The organism is Comamonas sp. 23 (assembly GCF_049601575.1).
GTDB lineage: Bacteria > Pseudomonadota > Gammaproteobacteria > Burkholderiales > Burkholderiaceae_C > Comamonas > Comamonas squillarum.
Genome location: NZ_CP187127.1, coordinates 3,254,207 through 3,278,615, shown reverse-complemented (window position 1 = coordinate 3,278,615; position 24,409 = coordinate 3,254,207). Strand labels below are relative to the sequence as shown.

General features: G+C 58.8%; 17 protein-coding genes, 2 tRNA genes and 3 rRNA genes. All 22 read left to right on the top strand.

From position 1 onward, the window contains the following. The first annotated feature begins 9 nt into the window (after positions 1 to 9). The 22 genes from bamB to glnL all read left to right on the top strand — a co-directional run bounded on the left by bamB (position 10) and on the right by glnL (position 24,360). Positions 10 to 1,161, top strand: a complete 1,152-nt coding sequence (bamB, locus tag ACPEE1_RS14880) for an outer membrane protein assembly factor BamB (RefSeq protein WP_116925227.1) — start codon at positions 10 to 12, stop codon at positions 1,159 to 1,161. Positions 1,162 to 1,182: 21 nt separating this feature from the next. Beyond that, a complete protein-coding gene (gene der, locus ACPEE1_RS14875) occupies positions 1,183 to 2,523 on the top strand; it encodes a ribosome biogenesis GTPase Der (protein ID WP_260719321.1) in 1,341 nt (446 codons plus the stop codon). A gap of 129 nt (positions 2,524 to 2,652) precedes the next feature. Continuing rightward, the gene (hfq, locus tag ACPEE1_RS14870; RefSeq protein ID WP_116925229.1) at positions 2,653 to 2,904 is read left to right on the top strand and encodes an RNA chaperone Hfq; all 252 of its coding nucleotides are present in this window, start codon (positions 2,653 to 2,655) and stop codon (positions 2,902 to 2,904) included. 98 nt (positions 2,905 to 3,002) lie between these two features. After that, positions 3,003 to 4,160, top strand: a complete 1,158-nt coding sequence (gene hflX / locus ACPEE1_RS14865; protein ID WP_021027522.1) for a GTPase HflX — start codon at positions 3,003 to 3,005, stop codon at positions 4,158 to 4,160. A gap of 58 nt (positions 4,161 to 4,218) precedes the next feature. Continuing rightward, entirely contained in the window at positions 4,219 to 5,583 is a 1,365-nt protein-coding gene (gene hflK, locus ACPEE1_RS14860; RefSeq protein ID WP_116925230.1) for an FtsH protease activity modulator HflK, read from the top strand. 9 nt (positions 5,584 to 5,592) lie between these two features. Further along, on the top strand, positions 5,593 to 6,477 hold the full coding sequence (hflC, locus tag ACPEE1_RS14855; RefSeq protein ID WP_021027524.1) for a protease modulator HflC: 885 nt from the start codon (positions 5,593 to 5,595) through the stop codon (positions 6,475 to 6,477). Between the two features lie 189 nt (positions 6,478 to 6,666). Next, positions 6,667 to 7,815 (top strand): ATP phosphoribosyltransferase regulatory subunit, encoded by a 1,149-nt coding sequence (locus tag ACPEE1_RS14850; RefSeq protein ID WP_260719322.1) that lies wholly within the window; start codon positions 6,667 to 6,669, stop codon positions 7,813 to 7,815. 29 nt (positions 7,816 to 7,844) lie between these two features. Then, positions 7,845 to 9,218: an adenylosuccinate synthase gene (locus tag ACPEE1_RS14845; RefSeq protein WP_260719323.1), complete on the top strand. Its 1,374-nt coding sequence runs from the start codon at positions 7,845 to 7,847 to the stop codon at positions 9,216 to 9,218. A gap of 32 nt (positions 9,219 to 9,250) precedes the next feature. Then, on the top strand, positions 9,251 to 9,775 hold the full coding sequence (locus ACPEE1_RS14840; RefSeq protein WP_021027527.1) for a phosphoribosyltransferase: 525 nt from the start codon (positions 9,251 to 9,253) through the stop codon (positions 9,773 to 9,775). Positions 9,776 to 10,205: 430 nt separating this feature from the next. Beyond that, positions 10,206 to 11,734 (top strand): 16S ribosomal RNA (locus ACPEE1_RS14835). Between the two features lie 167 nt (positions 11,735 to 11,901). Next, positions 11,902 to 11,978: transfer RNA gene (locus tag ACPEE1_RS14830), tRNA-Ile, on the top strand. Positions 11,979 to 12,126: 148 nt separating this feature from the next. After that, positions 12,127 to 12,202 (top strand) — tRNA-Ala (locus ACPEE1_RS14825). A gap of 386 nt (positions 12,203 to 12,588) precedes the next feature. Continuing rightward, a 23S ribosomal RNA gene (locus tag ACPEE1_RS14820) occupies positions 12,589 to 15,467 on the top strand. Positions 15,468 to 15,641: 174 nt separating this feature from the next. Beyond that, positions 15,642 to 15,754: ribosomal RNA gene (gene rrf, locus ACPEE1_RS14815) — 5S ribosomal RNA — on the top strand. Together the 16S, 23S and 5S rRNA genes with 2 tRNA genes alongside form the textbook arrangement of a ribosomal RNA operon. Before the next feature lie 97 nt (positions 15,755 to 15,851). After that, complete coding sequence (locus ACPEE1_RS14810) at positions 15,852 to 16,592, top strand: 16S rRNA pseudouridine(516) synthase (protein WP_116927827.1); 741 nt, start codon at positions 15,852 to 15,854, stop codon at positions 16,590 to 16,592. Positions 16,593 to 16,756: 164 nt separating this feature from the next. Then, positions 16,757 to 17,692, top strand: a complete 936-nt coding sequence (locus ACPEE1_RS14805) for a YncE family protein (RefSeq protein WP_116927828.1) — start codon at positions 16,757 to 16,759, stop codon at positions 17,690 to 17,692. 49 nt (positions 17,693 to 17,741) lie between these two features. Then, positions 17,742 to 18,578 carry a polysaccharide deacetylase family protein gene (locus ACPEE1_RS14800; protein WP_409935147.1) on the top strand — a complete coding sequence of 279 codons (837 nt, stop codon included), beginning with the start codon at positions 17,742 to 17,744 and terminating at the stop codon, positions 18,576 to 18,578. A gap of 67 nt (positions 18,579 to 18,645) precedes the next feature. Beyond that, positions 18,646 to 19,665, top strand: a complete 1,020-nt coding sequence (locus ACPEE1_RS14795) for a sterol desaturase family protein (protein WP_116927830.1) — start codon at positions 18,646 to 18,648, stop codon at positions 19,663 to 19,665. Positions 19,666 to 19,748: 83 nt separating this feature from the next. Next, entirely contained in the window at positions 19,749 to 20,657 is a 909-nt protein-coding gene (locus ACPEE1_RS14790) for an EI24 domain-containing protein (RefSeq protein ID WP_423933535.1), read from the top strand. 388 nt (positions 20,658 to 21,045) lie between these two features. Beyond that, the gene (gene glnA / locus ACPEE1_RS14785) at positions 21,046 to 22,461 is read left to right on the top strand and encodes a type I glutamate--ammonia ligase (RefSeq protein ID WP_116927832.1); all 1,416 of its coding nucleotides are present in this window, start codon (positions 21,046 to 21,048) and stop codon (positions 22,459 to 22,461) included. A 267-nt stretch (positions 22,462 to 22,728) separates the two neighbouring features. Continuing rightward, positions 22,729 to 23,256 carry a hypothetical protein gene (locus tag ACPEE1_RS14780; RefSeq protein ID WP_182345469.1) on the top strand — a complete coding sequence of 176 codons (528 nt, stop codon included), beginning with the start codon at positions 22,729 to 22,731 and terminating at the stop codon, positions 23,254 to 23,256. A 30-nt stretch (positions 23,257 to 23,286) separates the two neighbouring features. Next, the gene (gene glnL, locus ACPEE1_RS14775; protein WP_116927834.1) at positions 23,287 to 24,360 is read left to right on the top strand and encodes a nitrogen regulation protein NR(II); all 1,074 of its coding nucleotides are present in this window, start codon (positions 23,287 to 23,289) and stop codon (positions 24,358 to 24,360) included. Positions 24,361 to 24,409 lie beyond the last annotated feature (49 nt).

Genomic DNA, 24,409 nt, shown 5'->3' with positions numbered 1-24,409 from the left:
GCAGTGCGCATGAAACAACAACAGGCATATGCTGCAGCAGCTGCTGCAGCCAAGGTTTTGACGGTATCGGCAGTGGCGCTGGCCATTGCGGGCTGCTCTTTGTTCTCGTCGGACAAGCGCAAGCCCACTGAGCTGGAGCCCAATGTCGCACTGCTGTCCGTGCAGCAGGTCTGGACGCAGCGCATTGGCAAGAGCAATCCCACCTTGGTGATGAATGTCAGCGGCAAGGTGGTGACCCTGGCTTCGGCCGACGGCCAGGTGGCTGCGATCAATGCCGACACGGGTGCCGATCTCTGGCGCGTCAACGTGGGCCAGAAGCTCTCGGCGGGCGTGGGCAGTGATGGCAAATGGGCCGCTGTGGTGACCGAAGACGGCAACCTGGTGGCGCTGACCCAGGGCAAGGAAATGTGGCGCAAGCGCCTGCCAGCGCGTGTCTATACCGCGCCGCTGGTGGCGGGCGAGCGCATCTTCGTGCAAAGCGCGGACCGTTCGGTGCAGGCCTTTGATGCGGCCTCAGGCCAGGCACTTTGGAGCCAGGCCAAGACCAGCGAAGCGCTGGTGCTGCGCCAAAGCGGTGTGCTGACCGCCTATCAGGACACCCTGGTCGCTGGCGTCTCGGGCCGCTTTGTCGGTATCGACCCCAACACTGGCGCACTGCGCTGGGAAGTGCCGATTGCCAGCCCCCGTGGCACCAATGACGTTGAGCGTCTGGTGGAGCTGGTGGGTGGCGTCTCGCGCCAAGGCTCGGTGCTGTGCACGCGTGCCTACCAGATGGCCGTGGGCTGTATTGATGCCGCTACCGCGCAGCTGAGCTGGACCGTGCGTGCCGACGGTATCAATGGCATCTCGGGTGATGCCGAGGTGGTGGCCGGTGCCGATGGCAATGGCGTGATCACAGCCTGGGCGCATGAGGGCGGCAGCGTGGTGTGGACGAGCAATCGCCTGCGCTACCGCAAGCTGAGCCAGCCGCTGGTGCTGGGCCGCTCTGTGATTTTTGGTGATAGTTCGGGCACGGTGCATATGCTGTCCAAGAAAGACGGCTCGCCGCTCAACCGCTTCTCTACCAACAGCTCCGGTATCTCCGTGGCGCCGGTAGTGGCGGGCAACACCATGGTGGTGCAGACGAATGACGGCGCGGTGTATGGCTTTCGGCCCGAGTAAGAAAAGAAAAAGTAGTCAGGAATGAAGCCAGTTATTGCTTTGGTGGGGCGCCCCAATGTGGGCAAATCCACCTTGTTCAACCGCATGACAAAGTCGCGCGACGCCATCGTTGCCGACTTTGCCGGGTTGACGCGTGATCGCCATTACGGCCAAGGCCGTCAGGGCAAGCACGAATACATCGTGATCGATACCGGTGGTTTCGAGCCCGATGCGACCAGTGGCATTTTCAAGGAAATGGCCAAGCAGACCCGCCAGGCCGTGGCCGAGGCGGATGTGGTGCTGTTCGTGGTCGATGTGCGCCTGGGCCTGTCGGCCCAGGACCATGAGATTGCCGGCTACCTGCGCCGCCTGGGCAAGCCTGCCATGCTGGTGGGCAACAAGGCCGAAGGCATGAAGGACGGCGGCCAGTTGGCCGAGTTCTATGAGCTCGGTCTGGGTGAGGTGTTCCCGGTCTCGGCCGCGCACGGCCAGGGCATCCGCACCATGATCGACATGGCGCTGGAGAAATTGCCTTGGCTCAACCAGGACGAGGATGCAGAGCCCGAAGAAGATGAGAGCGTCATCAAGCTGGCCGTGGCAGGGCGCCCGAATGTGGGCAAGTCCACCTTGATCAATACCTGGCTGGGTGAAGAGCGCCTGGTGGCCTTTGACATGGCCGGTACCACGCGCGATGCGATTGCGGTGCCGTTCGAGAAGAGTGGCCAAAAGTTCCAGCTGATCGACACCGCGGGTCTGCGCCGCAAGGGCCGCGTGTTCGAGGCGATCGAGAAGTTCTCGGTGGTCAAGACCTTGCAGGCCATTGAAGGCGCCAACGTGGTGCTGCTGCTGCTCGATGCCACGCAAGGCGTGACCGACCAGGACGCCCACATCGCCGGCTACATTCTGGAGAGCGGTCGCGCCGTGGTGCTGGCCGTCAACAAGTGGGATGCGCTCGATGATTACGGCCGCCAGATGCTGGAGCGCTCAATCGAGCTGCGCCTGTCCTTCCTGAAGTTTGCACCGCTGCACTTCATCTCGGCCAAGAAGCGCCAGGGCCTGGGCCCGCTGTGGACCTCGATGACCCAGGCGCACAAGTCGGCCCTGTGCAAGATGCCGACGCCCGTGCTCACGCGCGTGCTGCTGGAGTCGGTGCAGTACCAGACCCCCAAGAAGATCGGGCCTTACCGCCCCAAGCTGCGCTATGCGCACCAAGGTGGCATGAACCCGCCGGTGATCGTGATCCACGGCAATTCGCTCGAACACATCACCGATGCGTACAAGCGATTCCTGGAAGGGCGTTTCCGCAAGGAATTTAATTTGATCGGCACCCCCTTGCGGATTGAATTCAAGACCTCACATAACCCTTACGCTGACAAAGATTGATAGCGTACAAGTGAGATGAGGTCTGATCCACAGACCCATCACATGGAAAAAACCATTTATCGTTCAGTTAGGATGCCACTGTGGTAAGGTGGCGTTTTACAACAACACTGTCCGAACACGGAGAATATCGTGAGCAACAAAGGCCAACTTCTGCAAGATCCCTTCCTCAACGCTCTGCGCCGCGAGCATGTGCCAGTGTCCATCTATTTGGTCAACGGCATCAAGCTCCAAGGCCAGATCGAATCTTTTGACCAGTACGTTGTGCTGCTGCGCAACACCGTCACCCAGATGGTGTACAAGCATGCGATCTCGACCATTGTCCCCGGTCGTGCCGTGAACTTCTCGGCACCTGACTCGCAAGACAACGAAGCTTCAGCCTAACGCTTTTGATAGCACAACACTCGCGCAACTCGCGGGTGAGCAGCTCTACATCATTGAGTAATCAACAAAATTCCAACGACAAAAAATCCACCCCGGTCATGCTGGTCGGGGTGGATTTTGGTTTTCCGCACTTCGATTCCGAGCTCGAAGAGCTGGGACTGCTGGCCCAAACGGCTGGCCTGAACCCGGTCGCGCGCCTGGTGTGCAAGCGCAAGGTGCCCGACGCGGCGCTGTTTGTGGGCAGCGGCAAGGCCGATGAGATCCGCCTGGTGGCGCAGACCCATGGTGCCACCGAGATCCTGTTTGACCAGGCGCTCAGCCCGGCCCAGCAGCGCAATCTGGAGCGCCATTTGCAGATGCCGGTCAATGACCGGACCTTGCTGATCCTCGAGATCTTCGCGCAGCGCGCACGCAGCCATGAAGGCAAGCTCCAGGTCGAACTGGCCAAGCTGCAGTACCTCAGCACGCGCCTGGTGCGCCGCTGGTCGCACTTGGAGCGCCAGCGCGGCGGTATCGGCACGCGTGGCGGCCCGGGTGAGACGCAGATCGAGCTGGACAAGCGCATGATCAACGATGCGATCAAGCGCACCAAGGACCGGCTGCTCAAGGTCAAGAAGCAGCGCGCCACGCAGCGCCGCCAGCGCCAGCGCAACGACACTTTCAATGTCTCGTTGGTGGGTTACACCAATGCCGGCAAATCGACCTTCTTCAACGCCGTGGTCAAGGCCCGCGCCTACGCTGCTGACCAGCTGTTTGCGACCTTGGACACGACGACGCGGCAGATGTATTTGGAGTCGGCACAGCGCTCCATCTCCATCTCCGATACGGTCGGTTTTATTCGTGACCTGCCCCACGGGCTGGTCAATGCTTTTGAGGCAACACTACAAGAAGCGGTCGATGCAGATCTGCTGCTGCATGTGGTCGATGCCTCCAACCCTGCCCACCCGGAACAAATACAACAAGTCCAAAAGGTTCTTCGGGAAATTGGGGCAGAAAACGTGCCGCAGGTTCTGGTATTCAATAAACTGGATGCCATTGAGCCAGACCGGCGGCCACCAGCGCTTGCAGACAGCTATGAGCTCGATGGGGTGCAGGTTCCACGATTCTTTGTCAGCGCAGCCAAGGGGCAGGGGCTCGAGGCCGTGCGCGAGCACCTGGCCCAGGCCCTGGTCGCTCGCCAGGCAGCGCTCGATGCGGGCGATGCTTGGGAGATAGCCCCAGACGCTGATGACGAATTGCTGGGAAATGCCTCCTAGGGCTGCCACAATGGCTGCTTGCATGCGCTTGTAACGCTGATTCATAGAGACATCGCTAATGAAACTTCATTCACGTTTTCCGCGCCTGGCCTTGCTGCCGCAGGGCCTGCGCGGAATGTTTAACCTGAACGATCCTCGCTGGGGGCGGGGTGACGATGGCAAGGACGACAGCAGCAATGCAGGTCAAGAGCCATCTCGCCCGCCTTACAACCCGCCCGAGCAGAACAACCGGCCCAACCCGCAGCGCCCTGGCACCAACGGTGCCCCGGATCTGGACGAGCTGTGGCAGGACCTGAACAAAAAGCTCGGTGGTTTGTTCGGTGGCGGCAAAGGCGGTGGCACGGGCCGCGGCAGTGCAGGGCAGCCGCCCGAGTTCAAGGGCGCAGGCGTTGGCCTGGGCCTGATCGTCGGCGTTGCCGCACTGATCTGGCTGGGTACCGGCTTTTTCATCGTGCAAGAAGGCCAGCAAGCGGTCATCACGCAGTTCGGCAAGTACCACAAGACCGTCAATGCCGGTATCAACTGGCGCCTGCCGTATCCGATCCAGCGCCATGAGCTGGTCTATGTCTCGCAGATCCGCTCTGCCGATGTGGGCCGCGACAGCATCATCAAGACCACTGGTCTGCGCGAATCGGCGATGCTGACCGAAGACGAGAACATCGTCGAGATCAAGTTCGCCGTGCAGTACCGCCTGAGCGATGCGCGTGCCTGGCTGTTCGAGAGCAAGGCGCCAGCTGACACCGTCATCCAGGTGGCCGAAACCGCCGTGCGTGAGGTGGTGGGCAAGATGAAGATGGATGCGGCACTGGCCGAAGAGCGCGACCAGATTGCGCCCCGCGTGCGTGAGCTGATGCAGGTCATCCTGGATCGCTACAAGATCGGTGTCGAGGTCGTGGGCGTCAATCTGCAGCAAGGCGGCGTGCGCCCGCCAGAGCAGGTGCAGGCGGCATTTGACGACGTGCTCAAGGCCGGGCAGGAGCGTGAGCGCACCAAGAACCAGGCTGAGGCCTATGCCAACGATGTGGTGCCACGCGCCACCGGTACGGCGTCGCGCCTGATGGAAGAAGCTGCCGCTTACAAGGCCCGGATCGTGGCGCAGGCCCAGGGTGATGCCCAGCGCTTCTCGTCAATCTATACCGAGTACCAAAAGGCGCCGGTGGTCACGCGTGACCGTCTGTACCTGGAAACCATGCAACAGGTCTACAGCAATGTGACCAAGGTCGTGGTCGATTCCAAGCAAGGCTCCAACCTGCTGTACCTGCCGCTGGACAAGATCATGCAGCAGACCCAGGGCGGGGCTGCGGCAGGCGATGCTGCTGCCAGCTCGAACGCGTCCACGACCACCGCACCTGCGCCCGCACCGTCGGTGCCCGATGCCCGTGCCCGTGATACCAGCCGTACCCGTGACCGCGAGTCGCGCTAGGAGTGATTTGTGAATCGAATGGGATTTTTAGCTTCAACCGTCCTGGTGGTGCTGGCCTTGCTCAGCTCCACCGTGTTTGTCGTCGATCAGCGGCAGTTCGGCATCAAGTATGCGCTCGGCCAGATCAAGGAAGTCATCACGGAGCCGGGCTTGAACTTCAAGCTGCCGCCACCGCTGCAGAACGTGACCTACCTGGACAAGCGCCTGCTGACCTTGGACAGCACCGATACCGAATCGATGCTGACTGCCGAGAAGCAGCGCGTGGTGATCGACTGGTATGTGCGCTGGCGCATCACCGACCCTTCGGCCTATATCCGCAACGTGGGTACGACCGAAGGCCAGGGCGCGATCCAGCTCAACCGTGTGGTGCGCAATGCCTTCCAGGAGGAGGTCAACCGCCGTACCGTGCAGGACATGATCTCTGGCAAGCGCGAGCAGACCATGGCCGACGTCAAGCGCGAAGTGCTCGAAGCGGTCAAGGGCAGCAAGCCCTGGGGTATCGACATTGTGGACGTGCGCATCACGCGCGTTGATTATGTGGAGGCCATTACCGAATCGGTCTACAGCCGTATGGAAGCCGAGCGCAAACGCGTGGCCAATGAGCTGCGCTCGACCGGTGGTGCCGTGGGTGAAAAGATCCGCGCCGATGCCGATCGCCAGCGTGAAGTGACGGTGGCCAATGCCTACCGTGACGCCCAGGCGCTCAAGGGTGAGGGTGACGCCGAAGCGGCCAAGGTCTATGCTGATGCCTTTGGCAAAGACCCGCAGTTCGCGCAGTTCTACCGCAGCCTGGAGGCCTACAAATCCAGCTTCAACAAGAAGTCGGACGTGATCGTGGTCGATCCATCGTCCTCGGATTTCTTCAAGGGCTATCGCTCGTCAGGCACCAAGTAAGCCTGGGTCAGCGCTCCCTGCCAGCCACTTTGCATTCGCAAAGTGGCTTTTTTCATTGGGGTTTCTTATAGCATCGCTAGGCGCTGGGCTCTGTAATGGCCGCAAAGGCGCAGTGCCGAGAGCAGGAAATGCGGATCGCCCGCCGTCATCCCTGTAGAATCACGTTTTTAACAGCCCTCCCAATTCCCCATGTCTGCTTGGATCCTTCCGGATCACATTGCCGATGTGCTGCCTTCTGAAGCGCGACACATCGAAGAGCTTCGGCGTGGCCTGCTCGACACGGCTTGTGCTTACGGCTACGAACTGGTGATGCCCCCACTGCTGGAGCATCTGGACTCGCTGCTCTCCGGCTCCGGTGAAGCGCTGGACCTGCTGACCTTCAAGCTGGTGGACCAGCTCTCCGGTCGCACCCTGGGCATCCGCCCTGACACCACCCAACAAGTCGCTCGCATCGATGCCCATTTGCTCAACCGCAAGGGTGTGACGCGTCTGTGCTACTGCGGGCCGGTGCTGCATGCCAAGCCCGATCGCCCCCATGCGACCCGCGAGCCCTTGCAGTTTGGCGCTGAAATCTACGGCCATGCCGGGGTAGAGGCGGATGTGGAGGTGATCGCGCTGGCGACCGCGTCGCTGCGCGTAGCCCAGCTGCATGATTTCTCGGTGGACCTGGCCGATGTGCGCATTGTTCAGCGCCTGTTGGCGGGCTTGCTGGTGGATCTGCCGACCCTGCGCCGCGTGCATGCGGCGCTGGCGGTCAAGGATGCCTCCGAGCTCGCGTCGCTGACCCGCGATTTTCCGCCGGCCCAGCGCGATGGACTGCGTGCCTTGCTCAACCTGTATGGCGATGTGGAGGTGCTGGCCGAGGCGGAAAAGGCCCTGGCAGCCATCCCGGGTGTTGCACCGATTCTGGCGGACCTGCGCCAACTGGCCAGCCGCATCGACAGCCCGGCTGTGACGTTTGACCTGGCCGATCTGCGCGGCTACTCCTACTACAGCGGCATGCGCTTTGCGATCTATGCGCAAGGCGTGACCGATGCGCTGGTGCGTGGCGGCCGCTATGACGAGGTGGGCGCCGCTTTTGGCCGCAGCCGTCCTGCCGTTGGTTTCAGTCTGGATATCAAGCAGCTGGTGCCGGTGGTCGAGCCGCGGCCCCTCAAGGCTGCCATTCGCGCGCCCTGGGTGGACCGCCACGATATGCGCGAGGTCATCGCCCGCCTGCGCCAGGCCGGTGAAACCGTGGTCTGCGCCTTGCCCGGGCATGACGATGAAGTCGACGAATTCAATTGTGACCGCGAACTGGCCGAAGTCGATGGCCAGTGGATCGTGCGCAGCATTTAACCGTATTTTGTTCTTGGATGGGAAAAGACATGGCTATCTCCAAAGGTCGCAACGTTGTTGTGGTTGGCACTCAATGGGGTGACGAAGGCAAGGGTAAGTTGGTCGATTGGCTGACGGAGAGCGCACAAGGTGTGGTGCGCTTCCAGGGTGGCCACAATGCCGGCCACACCTTGGTCATCAATGGCGTGAAGACGGCACTGCATCTGATCCCCAGCGGCATCATGCGTCCTGGTGTCAAGTGCTACATTGGCAATGGTGTGGTGCTGTCCGTGGGCAAGCTGTTCGAAGAAATCGAAGGCCTGGAGAAGGCCGGCGTTCAGGTGCGTGATCGCCTTCGCGTGTCTGAAGCCTGCCCGCTGATCCTGCCTTTCCACCAAGCGCTAGACCTGGCCCGTGAAGCGGCCCGTGAACAAGGCGGCGTGCAAAAGATCGGCACCACCGGCAAGGGCATCGGCCCGGCCTATGAGGACAAGATTGCCCGCCGTGCACTGCGCGTGCAAGACCTCAAGCACCCCGAGCGTTTTGCCACCAAGCTGCGCGAGCTGCTGAGCCTGCACAACCACATCCTGGTGAGCGTGCTCGGTTCGCAGAAGTTCGACTTCGGCCCGCAACTCGCTCCGTACATGAAGAATGGCGAGATCCAGTTCGACGCCGTCTACAACGAAGCCATGCAACACGCCGAGCTGATCAAGCCGATGATTGCCGATGTCTCGTCCGAGCTGAACCAGGTGCATGCCGAAGGCGGCAACCTGCTGTTTGAAGGCGCGCAAGGCTCGCTGCTGGATGTGGACCACGGCACCTACCCCTATGTGACCTCGTCCAACTGCGTGGCTGGCAATGCGTCTGCCGGTGCGGGCGTGGGCCCGGGCCTGCTGCACTATGTGCTGGGTATCACCAAGGCATACTGCACCCGTGTTGGTGGTGGTCCCTTCCCGACCGAGCTGGAATGGCAAAAGGAAGGCACCCCCGGTTGGGTGATGAGCACCGTGGGCGCGGAAAAGGGCGTCACCACCGGCCGCTATCGCCGCTGCGGCTGGTTTGATGCGGCCTTGCTCAAGCGCTCGGCCCAGATCAACGGCCTGTCCGGTCTGTGCATCACCAAGCTGGATGTGCTCGACGGCATCGAAGAGCTGCAGCTGTGCGTGGGCTATGAGCTCGATGGCGAGCGCATCGACCTGCTGCCCCTGGGTGCAGACGACATCGAGCGCTGCAAGCCCATCTACGAAGCCATTCCCGGCTGGACCGACACCACCGTGGGTGTGACCGAATACGACAAGCTGCCCGTCAATGCGCGCCGATACCTGGACCGTATTGCCGAAGTCACCGGTGTGCCCATTGCCGTTGTCTCGACCAGCCCGGATCGCGACCATACGATCCTGATGCACAACCCTTACCAGGCCTAAGCCCTGGTTGCTACTTTTGATTGAGGAAACCCATGCTTACTGAAGACGGCAAGCACTTGTATGTCAGCTACGACGAGTACCATGGCCTGATTGAAAAACTGGCCATCAAGATTCACCAATCGGGCTGGGAGTTCGACACCATCTTGTGTCTGGCTCGCGGTGGTATGCGTCCTGGCGACATCCTGAGCCGTATTTTTGACAAGCCCCTGGCCATCATGTCGACCAGTTCGTACCGCGCCGAGGCCGGTACGCAGCAGGGTCACCTGGATATCGCGCGCTTCATCACCACCCCCAAGGGTGAGATCGCTGGCCGCGTGCTGCTGGTCGATGACCTCGCGGACTCGGGTCACACGCTCAATGCCGTGATCAACATGCTCAAGAACAACTACGCGCCCATCACGGAGCTGCGCAGTGCGGTGATCTGGACCAAGGGTGTTTCCACCTTCACACCCGATTACTCGGTGGAGTTCCTGGCGACCAACCCCTGGATCCACCAGCCGTTCGAAGGCTACGACAGCTTGCGTCCAGAAAAGCTGCTGGAGAAGTGGAAGGTCTGACCGGCCGCTGCAGTTGAAAAAAATTGCAATTTCCTGAAAAGCTGTCGGAAAACGCCTATACAATAGCGTCTATCGACAGCACGATGCCTTGCAAAGCTGCCAGACTCGAAAGAGGGCGGTTCGCAAGGTTTGTTTTTTTGAGATGCTGACAAGGGGTTTGGCGGAGACGCTGAAAACTTTGTCAAGCAGTTCAAAAAGCTGTGCTACAATACAAGGCTTCGCTGATCGCGGCGAAGGGGATCTGAGGGTTGAGGCTCTTGGGTCAGGTCTTTAAAAATTAACAGCCGATAAGCGTGGGCGTTTGGTGGCGATTGCCATATGTTCTTCGGAGCAAAACAAGCGCTCACTTTAAACAGTAATGATGAAGATCTTAGGATCTTTTTTATTCCGTCAAGTGAGTGAGTAGTCGAGAGACTTTAAATTCAAGATCGAACTATAGAGTTTGATCCTGGCTCAGATTGAACGCTGGCGGCATGCTTTACACATGCAAGTCGAACGGTAACAGGTCTTCGGATGCTGACGAGTGGCGAACGGGTGAGTAACACATCGGAACGTGCCTAGTAGTGGGGGATAACTACTCGAAAGAGTAGCTAATACCGCATGAGATCTAAGGATGAAAGCAGGGGACCTTCGGGCCTTGCGCTACTAGAGCGGCTGATGGCAGATTAGGTAGTTGGTGGGATAAAAGCTTACCAAGCCGACGATCTGTAGCTGGTCTGAGAGGACGACCAGCCACACTGGGACTGAGACACGGCCCAGACTCCTACGGGAGGCAGCAGTGGGGAATTTTGGACAATGGGCGAAAGCCTGATCCAGCAATGCCGCGTGTAGGATGAAGGCCCTCGGGTTGTAAACTACTTTTGTACGGAACGAAAAGCTCTCTTCTAATAAAGGAGAGTGATGACGGTACCGTAAGAATAAGCACCGGCTAACTACGTGCCAGCAGCCGCGGTAATACGTAGGGTGCGAGCGTTAATCGGAATTACTGGGCGTAAAGCGTGCGCAGGCGGTTATGTAAGACAGAGGTGAAATCCCCGGGCTCAACCTGGGAACGGCCTTTGTGACTGCATAGCTAGAGTACGGTAGAGGGGGATGGAATTCCGCGTGTAGCAGTGAAATGCGTAGATATGCGGAGGAACACCGATGGCGAAGGCAATCCCCTGGACCTGTACTGACGCTCATGCACGAAAGCGTGGGGAGCAAACAGGATTAGATACCCTGGTAGTCCACGCCCTAAACGATGTCAACTGGTTGTTGGGAATTAACTTTCTCAGTAACGAAGCTAACGCGTGAAGTTGACCGCCTGGGGAGTACGGCCGCAAGGTTGAAACTCAAAGGAATTGACGGGGACCCGCACAAGCGGTGGATGATGTGGTTTAATTCGATGCAACGCGAAAAACCTTACCCACCTTTGACATGTACGGAAGTGACCAGAGATGGACATGTGCTCGAAAGAGAACCGTAACACAGGTGCTGCATGGCTGTCGTCAGCTCGTGTCGTGAGATGTTGGGTTAAGTCCCGCAACGAGCGCAACCCTTGCCATTAGTTGCTACGAAAGGGCACTCTAATGGGACTGCCGGTGACAAACCGGAGGAAGGTGGGGATGACGTCAAGTCCTCATGGCCCTTATAGGTGGGGCTACACACGTCATACAATGGCTGGTACAAAGGGTTGCCAACCCGCGAGGGGGAGCTAATCCCATAAAGCCAGTCGTAGTCCGGATCGCAGTCTGCAACTCGACTGCGTGAAGTCGGAATCGCTAGTAATCGTGGATCAGAATGTCACGGTGAATACGTTCCCGGGTCTTGTACACACCGCCCGTCACACCATGGGAGCGGGTCTCGCCAGAAGTAGGTAGCCTAACCGCAAGGAGGGCGCTTACCACGGCGGGGTTCGTGACTGGGGTGAAGTCGTAACAAGGTAGCCGTATCGGAAGGTGCGGCTGGATCACCTCCTTTCTGGAAAACAGCTTCGCTGTTTCGGTGGATGCTAACTTTGTGCAAACAAAGTTAAGTGCCATCGGCACGGCAGGAGCCAAAAAAGCAATCAAGATTGAACGCCCACACTTATCGGTTGTTGGAACACAAGCCAGGTGGCTAGCTCACAAGAGTTAGCTGCGTGGAATGGGTCTGTAGCTCAGCTGGTTAGAGCACTGTGTTGATAACGCAGGGGTCGTTGGTTCGAGCCCAACTAGACCCACCATAGATTCCAACGGATTAGAGGTTGAGCTTATGCCGCTTTAGTTAGTCGATGATTGACTAGAGCCAAGCAGTGCGAGGCGTCTGGTGCGAAGCACACTGATGTGTGTGAGCAGCGGGCAACGAAGCAATGCGCCGGCTATAGGCAATCAGGGGGATTAGCTCAGCTGGGAGAGCACCTGCTTTGCAAGCAGGGGGTCGTCGGTTCGATCCCGTCATCCTCCACCAATACTTTTACTGATAACTTATCACTCAACACCAAAGCGGTTTCGCAAGAGACTGTTTTGTTGTTGATTCCGGATTCCCGGATCAAACGGCTGTTCTTTAAAAATTCATAGAGTCGAAAATCAGCGTTGCTGGTGGAAACTGCACATTCGTAAAGGTTTAGTGCAGACCGTGCCACCAGCAACAATTTGATTGCGTCAAAACGAATGAAACTTTGCGAGAGCAATTTTATTCAGTAATGACGAATATTCTTCAAGAATGTGGATCTGGGCGACCAGGTCTACAGCAAAGATATTCACATTACGGCATAACGCGCGAGGTGAGAGACCTCGCAAAGCAGTTGCTTGGGTTCTTGGCTTGAGATCTAGAGATAGATGTCAAAGTTATAGGGTCAAGTGACTAAGAGCATGTGGTGGATGCCTTGGCGATGATAGGCGACGAAAGACGTGATAGCCTGCGATAAGCTTCGGGGAGTTGGCAAATAAACTTTGATCCGGAGATTTCTGAATGGGGGAACCCACCTAGCAATAGGTATCGGCAACTGAATACATAGGTTGTCGAAGCGAACCTGGAGAACTGAAACATCTAAGTACCCAGAGGAAAAGACATCAACCGAGATTCCGATAGTAGTGGCGAGCGAATTCGGAAGAGCCTTGCAGTGATAGTCAGTGTGTTAACAAAACGGAATGGAAAGTCCGGCCATAGTGGGTGATAGCCCCGTATGTGAAAACGCATTGGTGGTACTAGGCTGCAGACAAGTAGGGCGGGGCACGAGAAACCCTGTCTGAATATGGGGGGACCATCCTCCAAGGCTAAATACTCATCATCGACCGATAGTGAACAAGTACCGTGAGGGAAAGGCGAAAAGAACCCCGGGAGGGGAGTGAAATAGATCCTGAAACCGCATGCTTACAAAAAGTCGGAGCCCTTAGGGGTGACGGCGTACCTTTTGTATAATGGGTCAGCGACTTACATTCAGTGGCAAGCTTAACCGAATAGGGAAGGCGTAGAGAAATCGAGTCCGAATAGGGCGACAAGTCGCTGGGTGTAGACCCGAAACCAAGTGATCTATCCATGGCCAGGATGAAGGTGCCGTAACAGGTACTGGAGGTCCGAACCCACTAGTGTTGCAAAACTAGGGGATGAGCTGTGGATAGGGGTGAAAGGCTAAACAAACTTGGAAATAGCTGGTTCTCTCCGAAAACTATTTAGGTAGTGCCTCAAGTATTACCTGCGGGGGTAGAGCACTGTTTAGGCTAGGGGGTCATGGCGACTTACCAAACCTATGCAAACTCCGAATACCGCAGAGTACAGCTTGGGAGACAGAGCACCGGGTGCTAACGTCCGGACTCAAGAGGGAAACAACCCAGACCGCCAGCTAAGGTCCCTAAAACGGGCTAAGTGGGAAACGAAGTGGGAAGGCTAAAACAGTCAGGATGTTGGCTTAGAAGCAGCCATCATTTAAAGAAAGCGTAATAGCTCACTGATCGAGTCGTCCTGCGCGGAAGATGTAACGGGGCTAAGCCAGTTACCGAAGCTGCGGATGCACAGTTTTACTGTGCGTGGTAGGAGAGCGTTCTGTAAGCCTGTGAAGGTGTCTGGTAACGGATGCTGGAGGTATCAGAAGTGCGAATGCTGACATGAGTAGCGTTAAAGCGGGTGAAAAGCCCGCTCGCCGTAAGCGCAAGGTTTTCTACGCAACGTTCATCGGCGTAGAGTAAGTCGGCCCCTAAGGTGAGGCAGAGATGCGTAACTGATGGGAAACGGGTCAATATTCCCGTACCGATGTGTAGTGCGATGTGGGGACGAAGAAGGTTAGCTCAGCCAACTGTTGGATATGTTGGTTCAAGCCTGTAGTCGTGCTCGGTAGGCAAATCCGCCGGGCTAAGATGAGGGGTGATAACGGGTCTGCTTGCAGACGAAGTGAGTGATACCCAGCTTCCAGGAAAAGCCACTAAGCTTCAGCTACACACGACCGTACCGCAAACCGACACTGGTGCGCGAGATGAGTATTCTAAGGCGCTTGAGAGAACTCAGGAGAAGGAACTCGGCAAATTGACACCGTAACTTCGGGAGAAGGTGTGCCCTCAGTAAGTGAAGTTGTACAAACGGAGCTAAACGGGGTTGCAAAGAATAGGTGGCTGCGACTGTTTAATAAAAACACAGCACTCTGCAAACACGAAAGTGGACGTATAGGGTGTGACGCCTGCCCGGTGCTGGAAGATTAAATGATGGGGTGCAAGCTCTTGATTGAAGTCCCAGTAAACGGCGGCCGTAACTATAACGGTCCTAAGGTAGCGAAATTCCTTGTCGGGTAAGTTCCGACCTGCACGAATGGCGTAACGATGGCCACACTGTCTCCTCCTGAGACTCAGCGAAGTTGAAATGTTTGTGATGATGCAATCTCCCCGCGGAAAGACGGAAAGACCCCATGAACCTTTACTGTAGCTTTGTATTGGACTTTGAACAGATCTGTGTAGGATAGGTGGGAGGCTTTGAAGTGAGGATGCTAGTTCTCATGGAGCCAACGTTGAAATACCACCCTGGTGTGTTTGAGGTTCTAACCTTGGTCCATTATCTGGATCGGGGACAGTGCATGGTAGGCAGTTTGACTGGGGCGGTCTCCTCCCAAAGCGTAACGGAGGAGTTCGAAGGTACGCTAGTTACGGTCGGACATCGTGACGATAGTGCAATGGCATAAGCGTGCTTAACTGCGAGACTGACAAGTCGAGCAGATGCGAAAGCAGGACATAGTGATCCGGTGGTTCTGTATGGAAGGGCCATCGCTCAACGGATAAAAGGTACTCTGGGGATAACAGGCTGATACCGCCCAAGAGTTCATATCGACGGCGGTGTTTGGCACCTCGATGTCGGCTCATCTCATCCTGGGGCTGTAGTCGGTCCCAAGGGTATGGCTGTTCGCCATTTAAAGAGGTACGTGAGCTGGGTTTAAAACGTCGTGAGACAGTTTGGTCCCTATCTTCCGTGGGCGCTGCAGATTTGAGGAAGCCTGCTCCTAGTACGAGAGGACCGGAGTGGACACACCTCTGGTGTATCGGTTGTCACGCCAGTGGCATTGCCGAGTAGCTATGTGTGGAAGAGATAACCGCTGAAAGCATCTAAGCGGGAAACTCGTTCCAAGATGAGATCTGCCGGGGGCTTGACCCCCCTGAAGAGTCGTTCTAGACCAGGACGTTGATAGGTTGGGTGTGGAAGCGCAGCAATGCGTTAAGCTAACCAATACTAATTGCTCGTGCGGCTTGACCCTATAACTTTGATTGGCCCCGCCCTTAGATGGGGCCCAATGCAAAGAACACTGCAACTGCAGTTATGCCCAAAGCGCAATCAAATTTAGCTGATAAGACTCTATGAATTCGCTTCAAAAGCAGCAATGCCCTGATCGACCGATCAGCGCAAAGCCGCCAAGGAGCAAAAAGTTATGCCTGATGACCATAGCAAGTTGGTACCACTCCTTCCCATCCCGAACAGGACAGTGAAACGACTTCGCGCCGATGATAGTGCGGATTCCCGTGTGAAAGTAGGTCATCGTCAGGCTTTTATACTGATCAACCCCTCTGCTCTACCCGAGTAGAGGGGTTTTTCTTTTTATCTCGCTGCAGCAGCGGTCTGTGGCTGGCGTGAAGGGGTTGGGATGCAGTTGCAGGATATGTTGTATTCGCAGGGTTTTGGTGTGCGCCGCGTGTGCTCGGGCCTGGTGCAACAAGGCTGGGTGCAGTTGTGGGATGCACAGGCGAACGAATGGGTTGCGGAGACGGACTCGACCGCCGACGTAGATCCTGAAGGCCTGCGCTTCAAGGTTCAGGGCGTGGAGTGGGAATACCATGCGCTGGGCTATGTGCTGCTAAACAAGCCAGCAGGCACTGAGTGCTCGCAGAAGCCTTCTGCCCATCCGAGTATTTACAGCCTGCTGCCAGTGCCGCTGCGCACACGCCCCAACAAGAACGCCATCCAGGGGTTGCAGGCCGTGGGCCGCTTGGACCAGGACACGACTGGCATGCTTCTGCTGAGCGACGACGGTCAGTTCATCCACCGTATGAGCTCACCCAAGAAGCATGTGCCCAAACGCTACCAGGTGACGGCCAAGCATGCGGTGACCGAGCAGCAGATCGAGCGTTTGTTGGCGGGTGTGGTTCTGGATGACGACCCCAAGCCAGTGAAGGCTGCGGCCTGCGTGAAGACGGGTGACAACACCTTGGATCTGACGCTGACCGAAGGCAAATACCACCAGGTCAAGCGCATGCTGGCGGCTGTGGGCAACCGCGTGGAAGGTCTGCACCGGGCACAGATAGGCGGTTTGGTGCTGACCGACGAGCTCAAGCCAGGCGAGTGGCGCTGGCTCACCGCTGACGAGATGGCACTGCTCAAGCCCTGACGGTATTTGACCATGTGTGGCTTTGGCGCAAGTTGCACAACTATTTACATCGCCAATCGCCTCTTGGTGGTGCTGCAATTTATGGCGGGCAGCTACACTCGCTGCGTTACTAGTAGGAATAGCTCGTGAAGCCTTTCGTTTTTGCCCGTTCTCTGGTCGCGGTGATGGCCTTTGCGGCCACTGCGGCGCATGCAGCCAACCCCATTTTGGTGCTCAATTCGCTGGACGCCAACATCAGCGTGATCGATCCCACCACCTGGAAAGAGGTCAAGCGCATTCCTACGGGCAAGGAGCCCCACCACCTGTACCTGACGCCGGACAGCAAGTCGGTGATCGTGGCCAATGCAACCGGCGACTCGCTGACCTTTGTCGATCCCAAGACGGCCGAGGTGCAGCGCGTGATCCAGGGCATCTCCGATCCCTACCATCTGCGTTTTTCGCCCGACATGAAGTGGTTTGTGACCGCAGCCAACCGCCTCAACCACATCGATATCTACCGCTGGGATGGGCAAGAGCCCAAGCTGGTCAAGCGCATTGCCACCGGCAAGACGCCCAGCCACCTGTGGATCGACAGCAAGAGCCGGACGATCTACTCTTCCATGCAGGACAGCGACGAGCTGGTGGCCATCGACATCGCCACCCAGAGCCTGAAATGGCGCACCAAGACAGGGCAGATGCCTGCCGATCTGTATGGCAGCCCGGACGACAAATTCGTTTTTGTCGCGCTGACCGGCAGCGACGGCGTGCAGGTGTTTGATGTGAGCGGCGCAGAGCCCCAGTTGGTCAAGACCATCAAGACTGATAAGGGCGCGCACGCGTTCCGCGCAACGGGCGATGGCCGCCATCTTTTTGTCAGCAACCGGGTGGCCAATACCATCAGCAAGCTCGACATGGTCAGTCAGACCGTCGTGGACCGCTACCCCGGCCCCAGCGGCCCTGACTGCATGGATGTGAGCCCGGATGGCCGCTATATCTACCTCAGTTCGCGCTGGGCGGGCAAGATGAGTGTGATCGATACGGTCGAGCGCAAGGTGGTCAACCAGGTGAAGGTGGGCAAGTCGCCGCATGGCATCTGGGTGCTGGACCACGCACCGCGCTAGTGCATGGCCCGTGCATAGTTGATTCAGTAGCAGAGGGGAGCTCCACGCCATGCGCAGCACATTTTTCTGGCTTTTGGCCGCAAGTTGGGGCAGCGCTGCTGCCTTTGCCCAGCCTGCTGCTCCAGCGCCTGCCGCTGCAGCCACTGCGGCAGGCAGCTGCAGCAAGCCTGTGTATCTGACCTTGGACACCGGCCACATGGGCGTGGCCAACCAGATTGCCGACGTCTTGCGCAAGACGCAGGTGAAGGTCACCTTCTTTGCCGCCAATGAACGCACCAAGGAGGGTGACGGCAGCCTGGGCGACCACTGGGCGCCTTGGTGGCGTGCGCGCGCCGCAGAAGGCCATGCCTTTGCCTCGCACACCTGGGACCACACCTACTGGCGTGGCGATATCAAAGGGCCTGCAGGCGCTGCACCCCGCTTCAAGGTGCAGCCCTCGCAAGGGCCGCAGGCGGGGCAGCGTTTTGAGTGGAGCGCTGCGCAGTATTGCGCGCAGATCCAGCAATCCGAAGACCGCCTGGCCCAGATCACTGGTGTCAAGCCTTTGCCACTGTTCCGGGCTCCCGGTGGCAAGACCTCGCCCAGCCTGATTGCGGCGGCCAGGCGCTGCGGCTATGCCCATGTGGGCTGGTCGCCAGCGGGCTTTCTCGGCGATGAACTGCCCAGCGACAAGTACCCCAACCAGCAGTTGCTGGACAAGGCGCTGCGCGACATCCGCCCCGGCGATATCTTGCTGGCCCACCTGGGCATCTGGGACCGCAAGGACCCCTGGGCGCCTGCCGTGCTGCAGCCCTTGATTGAAGGCCTGCAGGCCAAGGGATTTTGCTTTGCCACCCTGCGCGAACATCCCCAGTACCAAGAATGGATTCGTCAGCATGGTGGCTGAGAGCGCTTTCCGTAGCGCACATTGGCCGCTGCAAGGCTTGTGGTCTGGTTTGAATTGATGGTTTGCCATGGAATTTCTCAGCACGCTTTTTGACAACGCACAGCAGTGGCTCTTTGAGCAGTTGCTGCAGCCTCTGCTGTTCAACCTGGGCCTGGCCAGCTATCTGGAAGATGGCTACACGGCAGCGGGCTGGTTCCTCGTGGGTTGCCTGCAGATTCTCATCATGGTGCTGGTGATTGCGCCCTTGCAGCGCTGGCGGCCGGTCGAGGCTGTGACCGACCGGCATGCGATCCGGGTGGACATGCTCTACACCTTTATCCATCGCCTGGGCCTGTTTCGCCTGGCCTTGTTCTTTACCATCGATCCGCTGTGGGACATGGTGGTGGGCGCGCTGCGCGTGCGCGGCTTTGAGACCTGGCACCTCGATGCGCTCTGGCCTGGTGTGACCGACCTGGGCTGGGTGAGCCTGCTGATCTACCTGGTGGTGTTCGACTTTGTGGCCTACTGGATCCACCGCGGCCAGCACCAGTTTGTCTGGTGGTGGCGGCTGCATGCCTTGCACCATTCGCAGCAGCAGATGACGATGTGGAGCGACAACCGCAACCACCTGCTCGATGACCTGGTGCATGACAGCATTCTGGTGTTCGTGGCCGTGTTGATCGGTGTCGCGCCCAGCCAGTTTGTGGCGATTGTCGCGATCACCCAGCTGAGTGAAAGCCTGCAGCACGCGAATCTGCGCCTGTGGTTTGGCCGCCTGGGCGAGCGCCTGTGGATCAGCCCGCGTTTTCACCGCCGCCACCATGCGATTGGCATCGGCCATGAATCGCCCGCTGCCAGCGCAGCGCCCAACACGGCGGTAAAGGCCGGCGAGGCTGCGCCACGCACCCGCTTGGGGGGCTGCAATTTCGGTGTGCTGCTGCCATGGTGGGATATGCTTTTTGGCACCGCCAACTTTGAGCTGCGCTATGACCCTACCGGTATCCGTGACCAGGTGCAGCCCAACCGGCAAGGGCAGTTGCGCGATTACGGACGCGGCTTTTGGAGCCAGCAATGGCGCGGGCTGCTGCGCCTTTTGGGCCGCGCCTGAGTGCTGCGCAACCGGCTGATGCCGAACCACTGAGCGGCTGGTTGGCCTGACCACCCCGCTCAGATACACAAGGAGTTCACCCCATGCCCCTCGCGTCTGCGGGCTCCCGCCTGATGTTTGATGCCTTCTGGCGTGCCGCTGCCTATTGTTTCCGTCCCCGGGTCATGCTGCTGTCCGTGCTGCCACTGGTGGTGATGCTGGTGGCCTTGGGTGGCTGGAGCTATTTCTACTGGTCGGGTGCTGTGGCGACGATGCAGCATTGGGTGGAGACCATTGGCTGGCTGCGCACGGTGTTCAGCTGGTTTGGCAGCAGTGGTACGGAAGGCTTTGCGGCCGGCATCGCACCCTTTGTGGTGCTGATCTTGATCACGCCCATAGCGGCGGTGGTCGCGCTGCTGGTGATTGCGCTTTTGATGACACCAGCCCTGGTCAACATGGTGACCGAGCAGCGCTTTGCCCAGCTGGAAAAGAAAAAAGGCATGGGCCTGGTCACCAGCGTGCTCTGGGCTTTGAGCACCTCGGCGGTGGCCATTGTGGCCTTTGTCGTTACCATGCCGCTGTGGCTGATCCCGCCTTTGGTGCTGATCGTGCCGCCTGTCATCTGGGGCTGGCTGACCTACCGCGTGATGAGTGTCGATGCACTGGCAGAGCATGCCAGCAAGGCTGAGCGCGACACGCTGCTGCAGCGTTACCGCTGGCCGCTCTTGCTGATGGGCATCATCTCGGGCTACATCGGCATTGCGCCCAGCGTCGTCTGGGCCTCGGGCATGGTGTTCACCATTGGCTTTGTGGTGCTCGTACCCATTGCGGTGTGGATCTATGCGATCACGTTTGCTTTTTCCTCGCTGTGGTTCATCCACTTTTGCCTGGCCGCGCTCCAGCAGCTGCGGATCGAGAATGGTGAGCCTGGCGCGCAGCTGCCCGGGACGGAGCCGGTGGTGGCCGATCCTGCCGACGGTGCGCTGCTGCCCGATTCGGCGGCGCCCAGATAAGCGGCGAAGACGCGCTGCGGGGTGCGATGCCGATGGCTTGGTACCGTGGCTATGTTGTCAACGCACCAATAAAGTGCACAAATAACCAATTTGGTGCGCGTCTGTGATGCTGGCAAAATTGATATAGATTTGCACCATTTTGGTGCTGATGCGGCATCGGCTGCCATGGCCTGCACAGATCTGGACCGTAGGCTGCAAAATCCTCAGCGCCCCCCGGGGCCGCAGGCCAAAAGCGCGTTACAGTCTGGCTTTGGGCAAAGTCCGGGTGCGTTCGCGTTCTGGCAGGCCCGCATCTTCTGGTTGGCATGGGCATGTCATAAAACTGGCACGTAAACTGCTTTAGTCTTGGCACAGCCCTTTTTATTCACGATTTTCTTTGGAGCATTAGATGGCCAAGAGCGTTGCAGATGTGATGAGCATGTTGGACGAGAACGAGGTCAAGTTCGTTGATCTGCGTTTCACCGACACCCGTGGCAAGGAACAGCACGTCACGGTGCCTATCTCGCACTTTGACGAAGACAAGTTCACTTCGGGCCACGCGTTTGATGGCTCCTCCATCGCTGGCTGGAAGGGTATCGAAGCATCCGACATGCTGCTGATGCCCGATCCCAACACCGCCAACATCGATCCGTTCTTTGACGAAACCACGATGTTCCTGCAGTGCGACGTGATTGAGCCCGGTGACGGCAAGGCCTATGACCGCGATCCACGCTCGGTTGCCAAGCGAGCAGAAGCCTACCTGAAGGCATCGGGCCTGGGCGATACCGCCTACTTCGGTCCAGAGCCAGAATTCTTCATCTTCGACGGCGTGCGTTGGAGCACCGAACCCAACAACCCGTTCTTCGACATCGAAGAGTACGAAGCACCCTGGAACAGCGGCGCCAAGTTCGACAACGGCAACCGTGGCCACCGTCCACGCGTCAAGGGCGGTTACTTCCCTGTGCCTCCTGTTGACAGCACCCAGGACATGCGCGCTGAAATGTCGCTGCTGCTCGAATCGCTGGGCATCCCGGTTGAAGTGTTCCACCACGAAGTGGCGGGCGCTGGCCAGAATGAACTGGGCACCCGTTTCTCGACCCTGGTCGAGCGTGCCGACTGGACCCAGGTGCAAAAGTACGTGATCTGGAACGTGGCAGACACCTACGGCAAGACGGCGACCTTCATGCCCAAGCCTTACTCGGGCGACAACGGCTCGGGCATGCACGTGCACCAGTCCGTGTGGAAAGACGGCAAGAACCTGTTCGCCGGTGACGGCTATGCTGGTCTGTCCGATTTCGCGCTGTACTACATCGGCGGCATCATCAAGCACGCTCGCGCGCTGAACGCCATCACCAACCCTGGCACCAACAGCTACAAGCGCCTGGTTCCTGGTTTCGAGGCGCCCGTGAAGCTGGCTTACTCGGCCAAGAACCGCTCGGCATCGATCCGTATTCCTTACGTGAGCAACCCCAAGGGCCGCCGCGTGGAAGCACGTTTCCCCGATCCCCTGATGAACCCCTACCTGGGCTTTGCAGCGCTGTTGATGGCCGGTCTGGACGGCGTGGAAAACAAGATCCATCCGGGTGAAGCCGCCACCAAGGATCTGTACCATCTGCCACCCGAGGAAGACAAGCTGGTGCCTACCGTGTGCCACAGCCTGGACCAGGCTCTGGAGGCACTGGATGCCGACCGCGCGTTCCTGACCAAGGGCGGTGTGTTCAGCGACAGCATGCTGGACGCCTACATCGAGCTGAAGATGGGCGAAGTGACCCGCTTCCGCCAAGCCGTGCACCCCGTCGAATACGACATGTACTACTCGCTGTAAGCCCCTGCTGGCCAGGTCCTCGTGACCTGGCCCTTTGGGCAAAACGGCCTGCCGACCTGCAAAGGTGGCAGGCCGTTTTTTTATGGATGTTCTCGGGGCAGGGGGCATGGCCGGACAGCGGCGAATCTGTAACAGCAGGAACTGTTCGGCATGATCGGCCTCCTTTGTAGCTACACTGCGGGTTGCAGAGAGGGGCCATCGTGCAAAGCCGCTAACGGGCTGTCACGGACATACGGGCAAAGTGGAGTGAACGGGCGAAACGGGGTTATGCATACAAAGTTGTTGTTTTTGATGGTGGCAGTGGCATGTGCGCAAGGCGCGGTGGCGCAGGATCGCATTTATCGCTGTGGCAATGAATACACCAACGATGTGGCCAAGGCGCGGCAAAAGGGCTGCGCCGTGGTCGAAGGCGCCAATGTCACCATCGTGCAAGGCACGCGCCCGCACACACCCGCTGCCAGCCCGGCACCCGCACCCAATGCCCCCGCAGCTGCCCCGCGCCCCGCGCGTGCGCCCGCCGCTGCGTCACCCGCGCCACGCTCCACCACGGCCGAAGGCCGCGCCCGCGATTCCGACGCGCGCCTCATCCTGGAGACCGAGCTGAAAAAAGCCCAGGACAAAAAGCTCGCTTTGGCGCGTGAGTACAACAACGGCGAGCCCGAGAAAAACGCGCTGGAGATGCGCAACCCCGCCTTCTACACCAAGCGCGTGGCCGATCTGAAGCAAGAAATCACGCGCAACGACAGCGATATCGCTGGCATCCAGCGTGAGCTCCAACGCCTGCCGGCCCCATAATCAAAGCTTCAACCTTTTGGGGCATATCCCATGTCTGACCTCCGTGCCATGGATCGCGAATGGCAGGCGCTGGAACACATCGCCACCTTGGTCGCCGTGATACGGCTCGATGGCGCCGCTGTGCGGGTCAATGCAGCGCTGGAGAATGCGCTGGGCGTCTCGCGCAAAAGCATTCTGGGCCACTACTTTGGTGGATTTTTCCAGGACGATGAACTGATCCACAAGGCCCTGGTCGATGCGCGGGCGCAGCGCTTTTCGTCGCTGCGCTTTGAGGCGCAATTGCGGCGCAGCCTGCAAGACGCCTTTCCCGTGCATGCCAACCTCTCCTGGTGGGAAGAGGAGGAGAGCATTCTGGTGGAGCTGTGGCCGCTGGAGCAACAGGTGCGGCAGGACCGCGAGGAGCGTGTGCGCGAGCAGGCGCTTGCCAACAAGGAGCTGATCCGCAACCTCGCCCATGAGATCAAGAACCCGCTGGGTGGCATACGGGGCGCGGCCCAGCTGCTGGAGCTGGAGCTGCCCGATGCTCAGCTCAAGGAATACACCGACGTCATCATTCACGAGGCCGACCGCTTGCAGGCGCTGGTCGACCGCTTGCTCGCGCCGCACCGCCACCCGCACACGGTGGGGGATGTGAATATCCACGAGGTCTGCGAGCGCGTCTGCCAGCTGGTGCTGCTCGAGTACCCGCAGGGCCTGCGCATCGAGCGCGATTACGACACCTCGCTGCCCGAGATCCGCGGCGATCGCGAGCAGCTCATTCAAGCCTTGCTGAACATCGTGCAAAATGCTGCGCAGGTGCTGGTGCCGCAAATGGCCCAGGACCAGGCGCGCATTACTTTGCGCACCCGCATTGCCCGGCAGCTGACCTTGGGCCGCAAGCGGCACAAGTTGGCACTGGAATTGCATGTCATCGACAACGGTCCTGGCATCGAGCCGGACATCAAGGAGCGGATCTTCTACCCCTTGGTGACCGGACGTGATGGTGGCACGGGCCTGGGTTTGCCGCTGGCGCAGACCTTTGTGCAGCGGCATGAAGGCCTGATTGAATGCGAGAGCGAGCCCGGGCGCACGGATTTCCGCATCATGCTGCCGTTGACAGACTAGGGGGCAGTTGGCTTCCCTTGCTGCAGGACCACGGTATGTAGAACTGTAA

Excerpts from the sequence above, each read along its gene's own strand:
- bamB (WP_116925227.1), top strand. The coding sequence starts at position 10 with ATGAAACAACAACAGGCATATGCTGCAGCAGCTGCTGCAGCCAAGGTT.
- der (WP_260719321.1), top strand. The coding sequence starts at position 1,183 with ATGAAGCCAGTTATTGCTTTGGTGGGGCGCCCCAATGTGGGCAAATCC.
- hflX (WP_021027522.1), top strand. The coding sequence starts at position 3,003 with ATGCTGGTCGGGGTGGATTTTGGTTTTCCGCACTTCGATTCCGAGCTC.
- hflK (WP_116925230.1), top strand. The coding sequence starts at position 4,219 with ATGAAACTTCATTCACGTTTTCCGCGCCTGGCCTTGCTGCCGCAGGGC.
- ACPEE1_RS14850 (WP_260719322.1), top strand. The coding sequence starts at position 6,667 with ATGTCTGCTTGGATCCTTCCGGATCACATTGCCGATGTGCTGCCTTCT.
- ACPEE1_RS14845 (WP_260719323.1), top strand. The coding sequence starts at position 7,845 with ATGGCTATCTCCAAAGGTCGCAACGTTGTTGTGGTTGGCACTCAATGG.
- ACPEE1_RS14840 (WP_021027527.1), top strand. The coding sequence starts at position 9,251 with ATGCTTACTGAAGACGGCAAGCACTTGTATGTCAGCTACGACGAGTAC.
- ACPEE1_RS14810 (WP_116927827.1), top strand. The coding sequence starts at position 15,852 with ATGCAGTTGCAGGATATGTTGTATTCGCAGGGTTTTGGTGTGCGCCGC.
- ACPEE1_RS14805 (WP_116927828.1), top strand. The coding sequence starts at position 16,757 with ATGGCCTTTGCGGCCACTGCGGCGCATGCAGCCAACCCCATTTTGGTG.
- ACPEE1_RS14800 (WP_409935147.1), top strand. The coding sequence starts at position 17,742 with ATGCGCAGCACATTTTTCTGGCTTTTGGCCGCAAGTTGGGGCAGCGCT.
- ACPEE1_RS14795 (WP_116927830.1), top strand. The coding sequence starts at position 18,646 with ATGGAATTTCTCAGCACGCTTTTTGACAACGCACAGCAGTGGCTCTTT.
- ACPEE1_RS14790 (WP_423933535.1), top strand. The coding sequence starts at position 19,749 with ATGCCCCTCGCGTCTGCGGGCTCCCGCCTGATGTTTGATGCCTTCTGG.
- glnA (WP_116927832.1), top strand. The coding sequence starts at position 21,046 with ATGGCCAAGAGCGTTGCAGATGTGATGAGCATGTTGGACGAGAACGAG.
- ACPEE1_RS14780 (WP_182345469.1), top strand. The coding sequence starts at position 22,729 with ATGCATACAAAGTTGTTGTTTTTGATGGTGGCAGTGGCATGTGCGCAA.
- glnL (WP_116927834.1), top strand. The coding sequence starts at position 23,287 with ATGTCTGACCTCCGTGCCATGGATCGCGAATGGCAGGCGCTGGAACAC.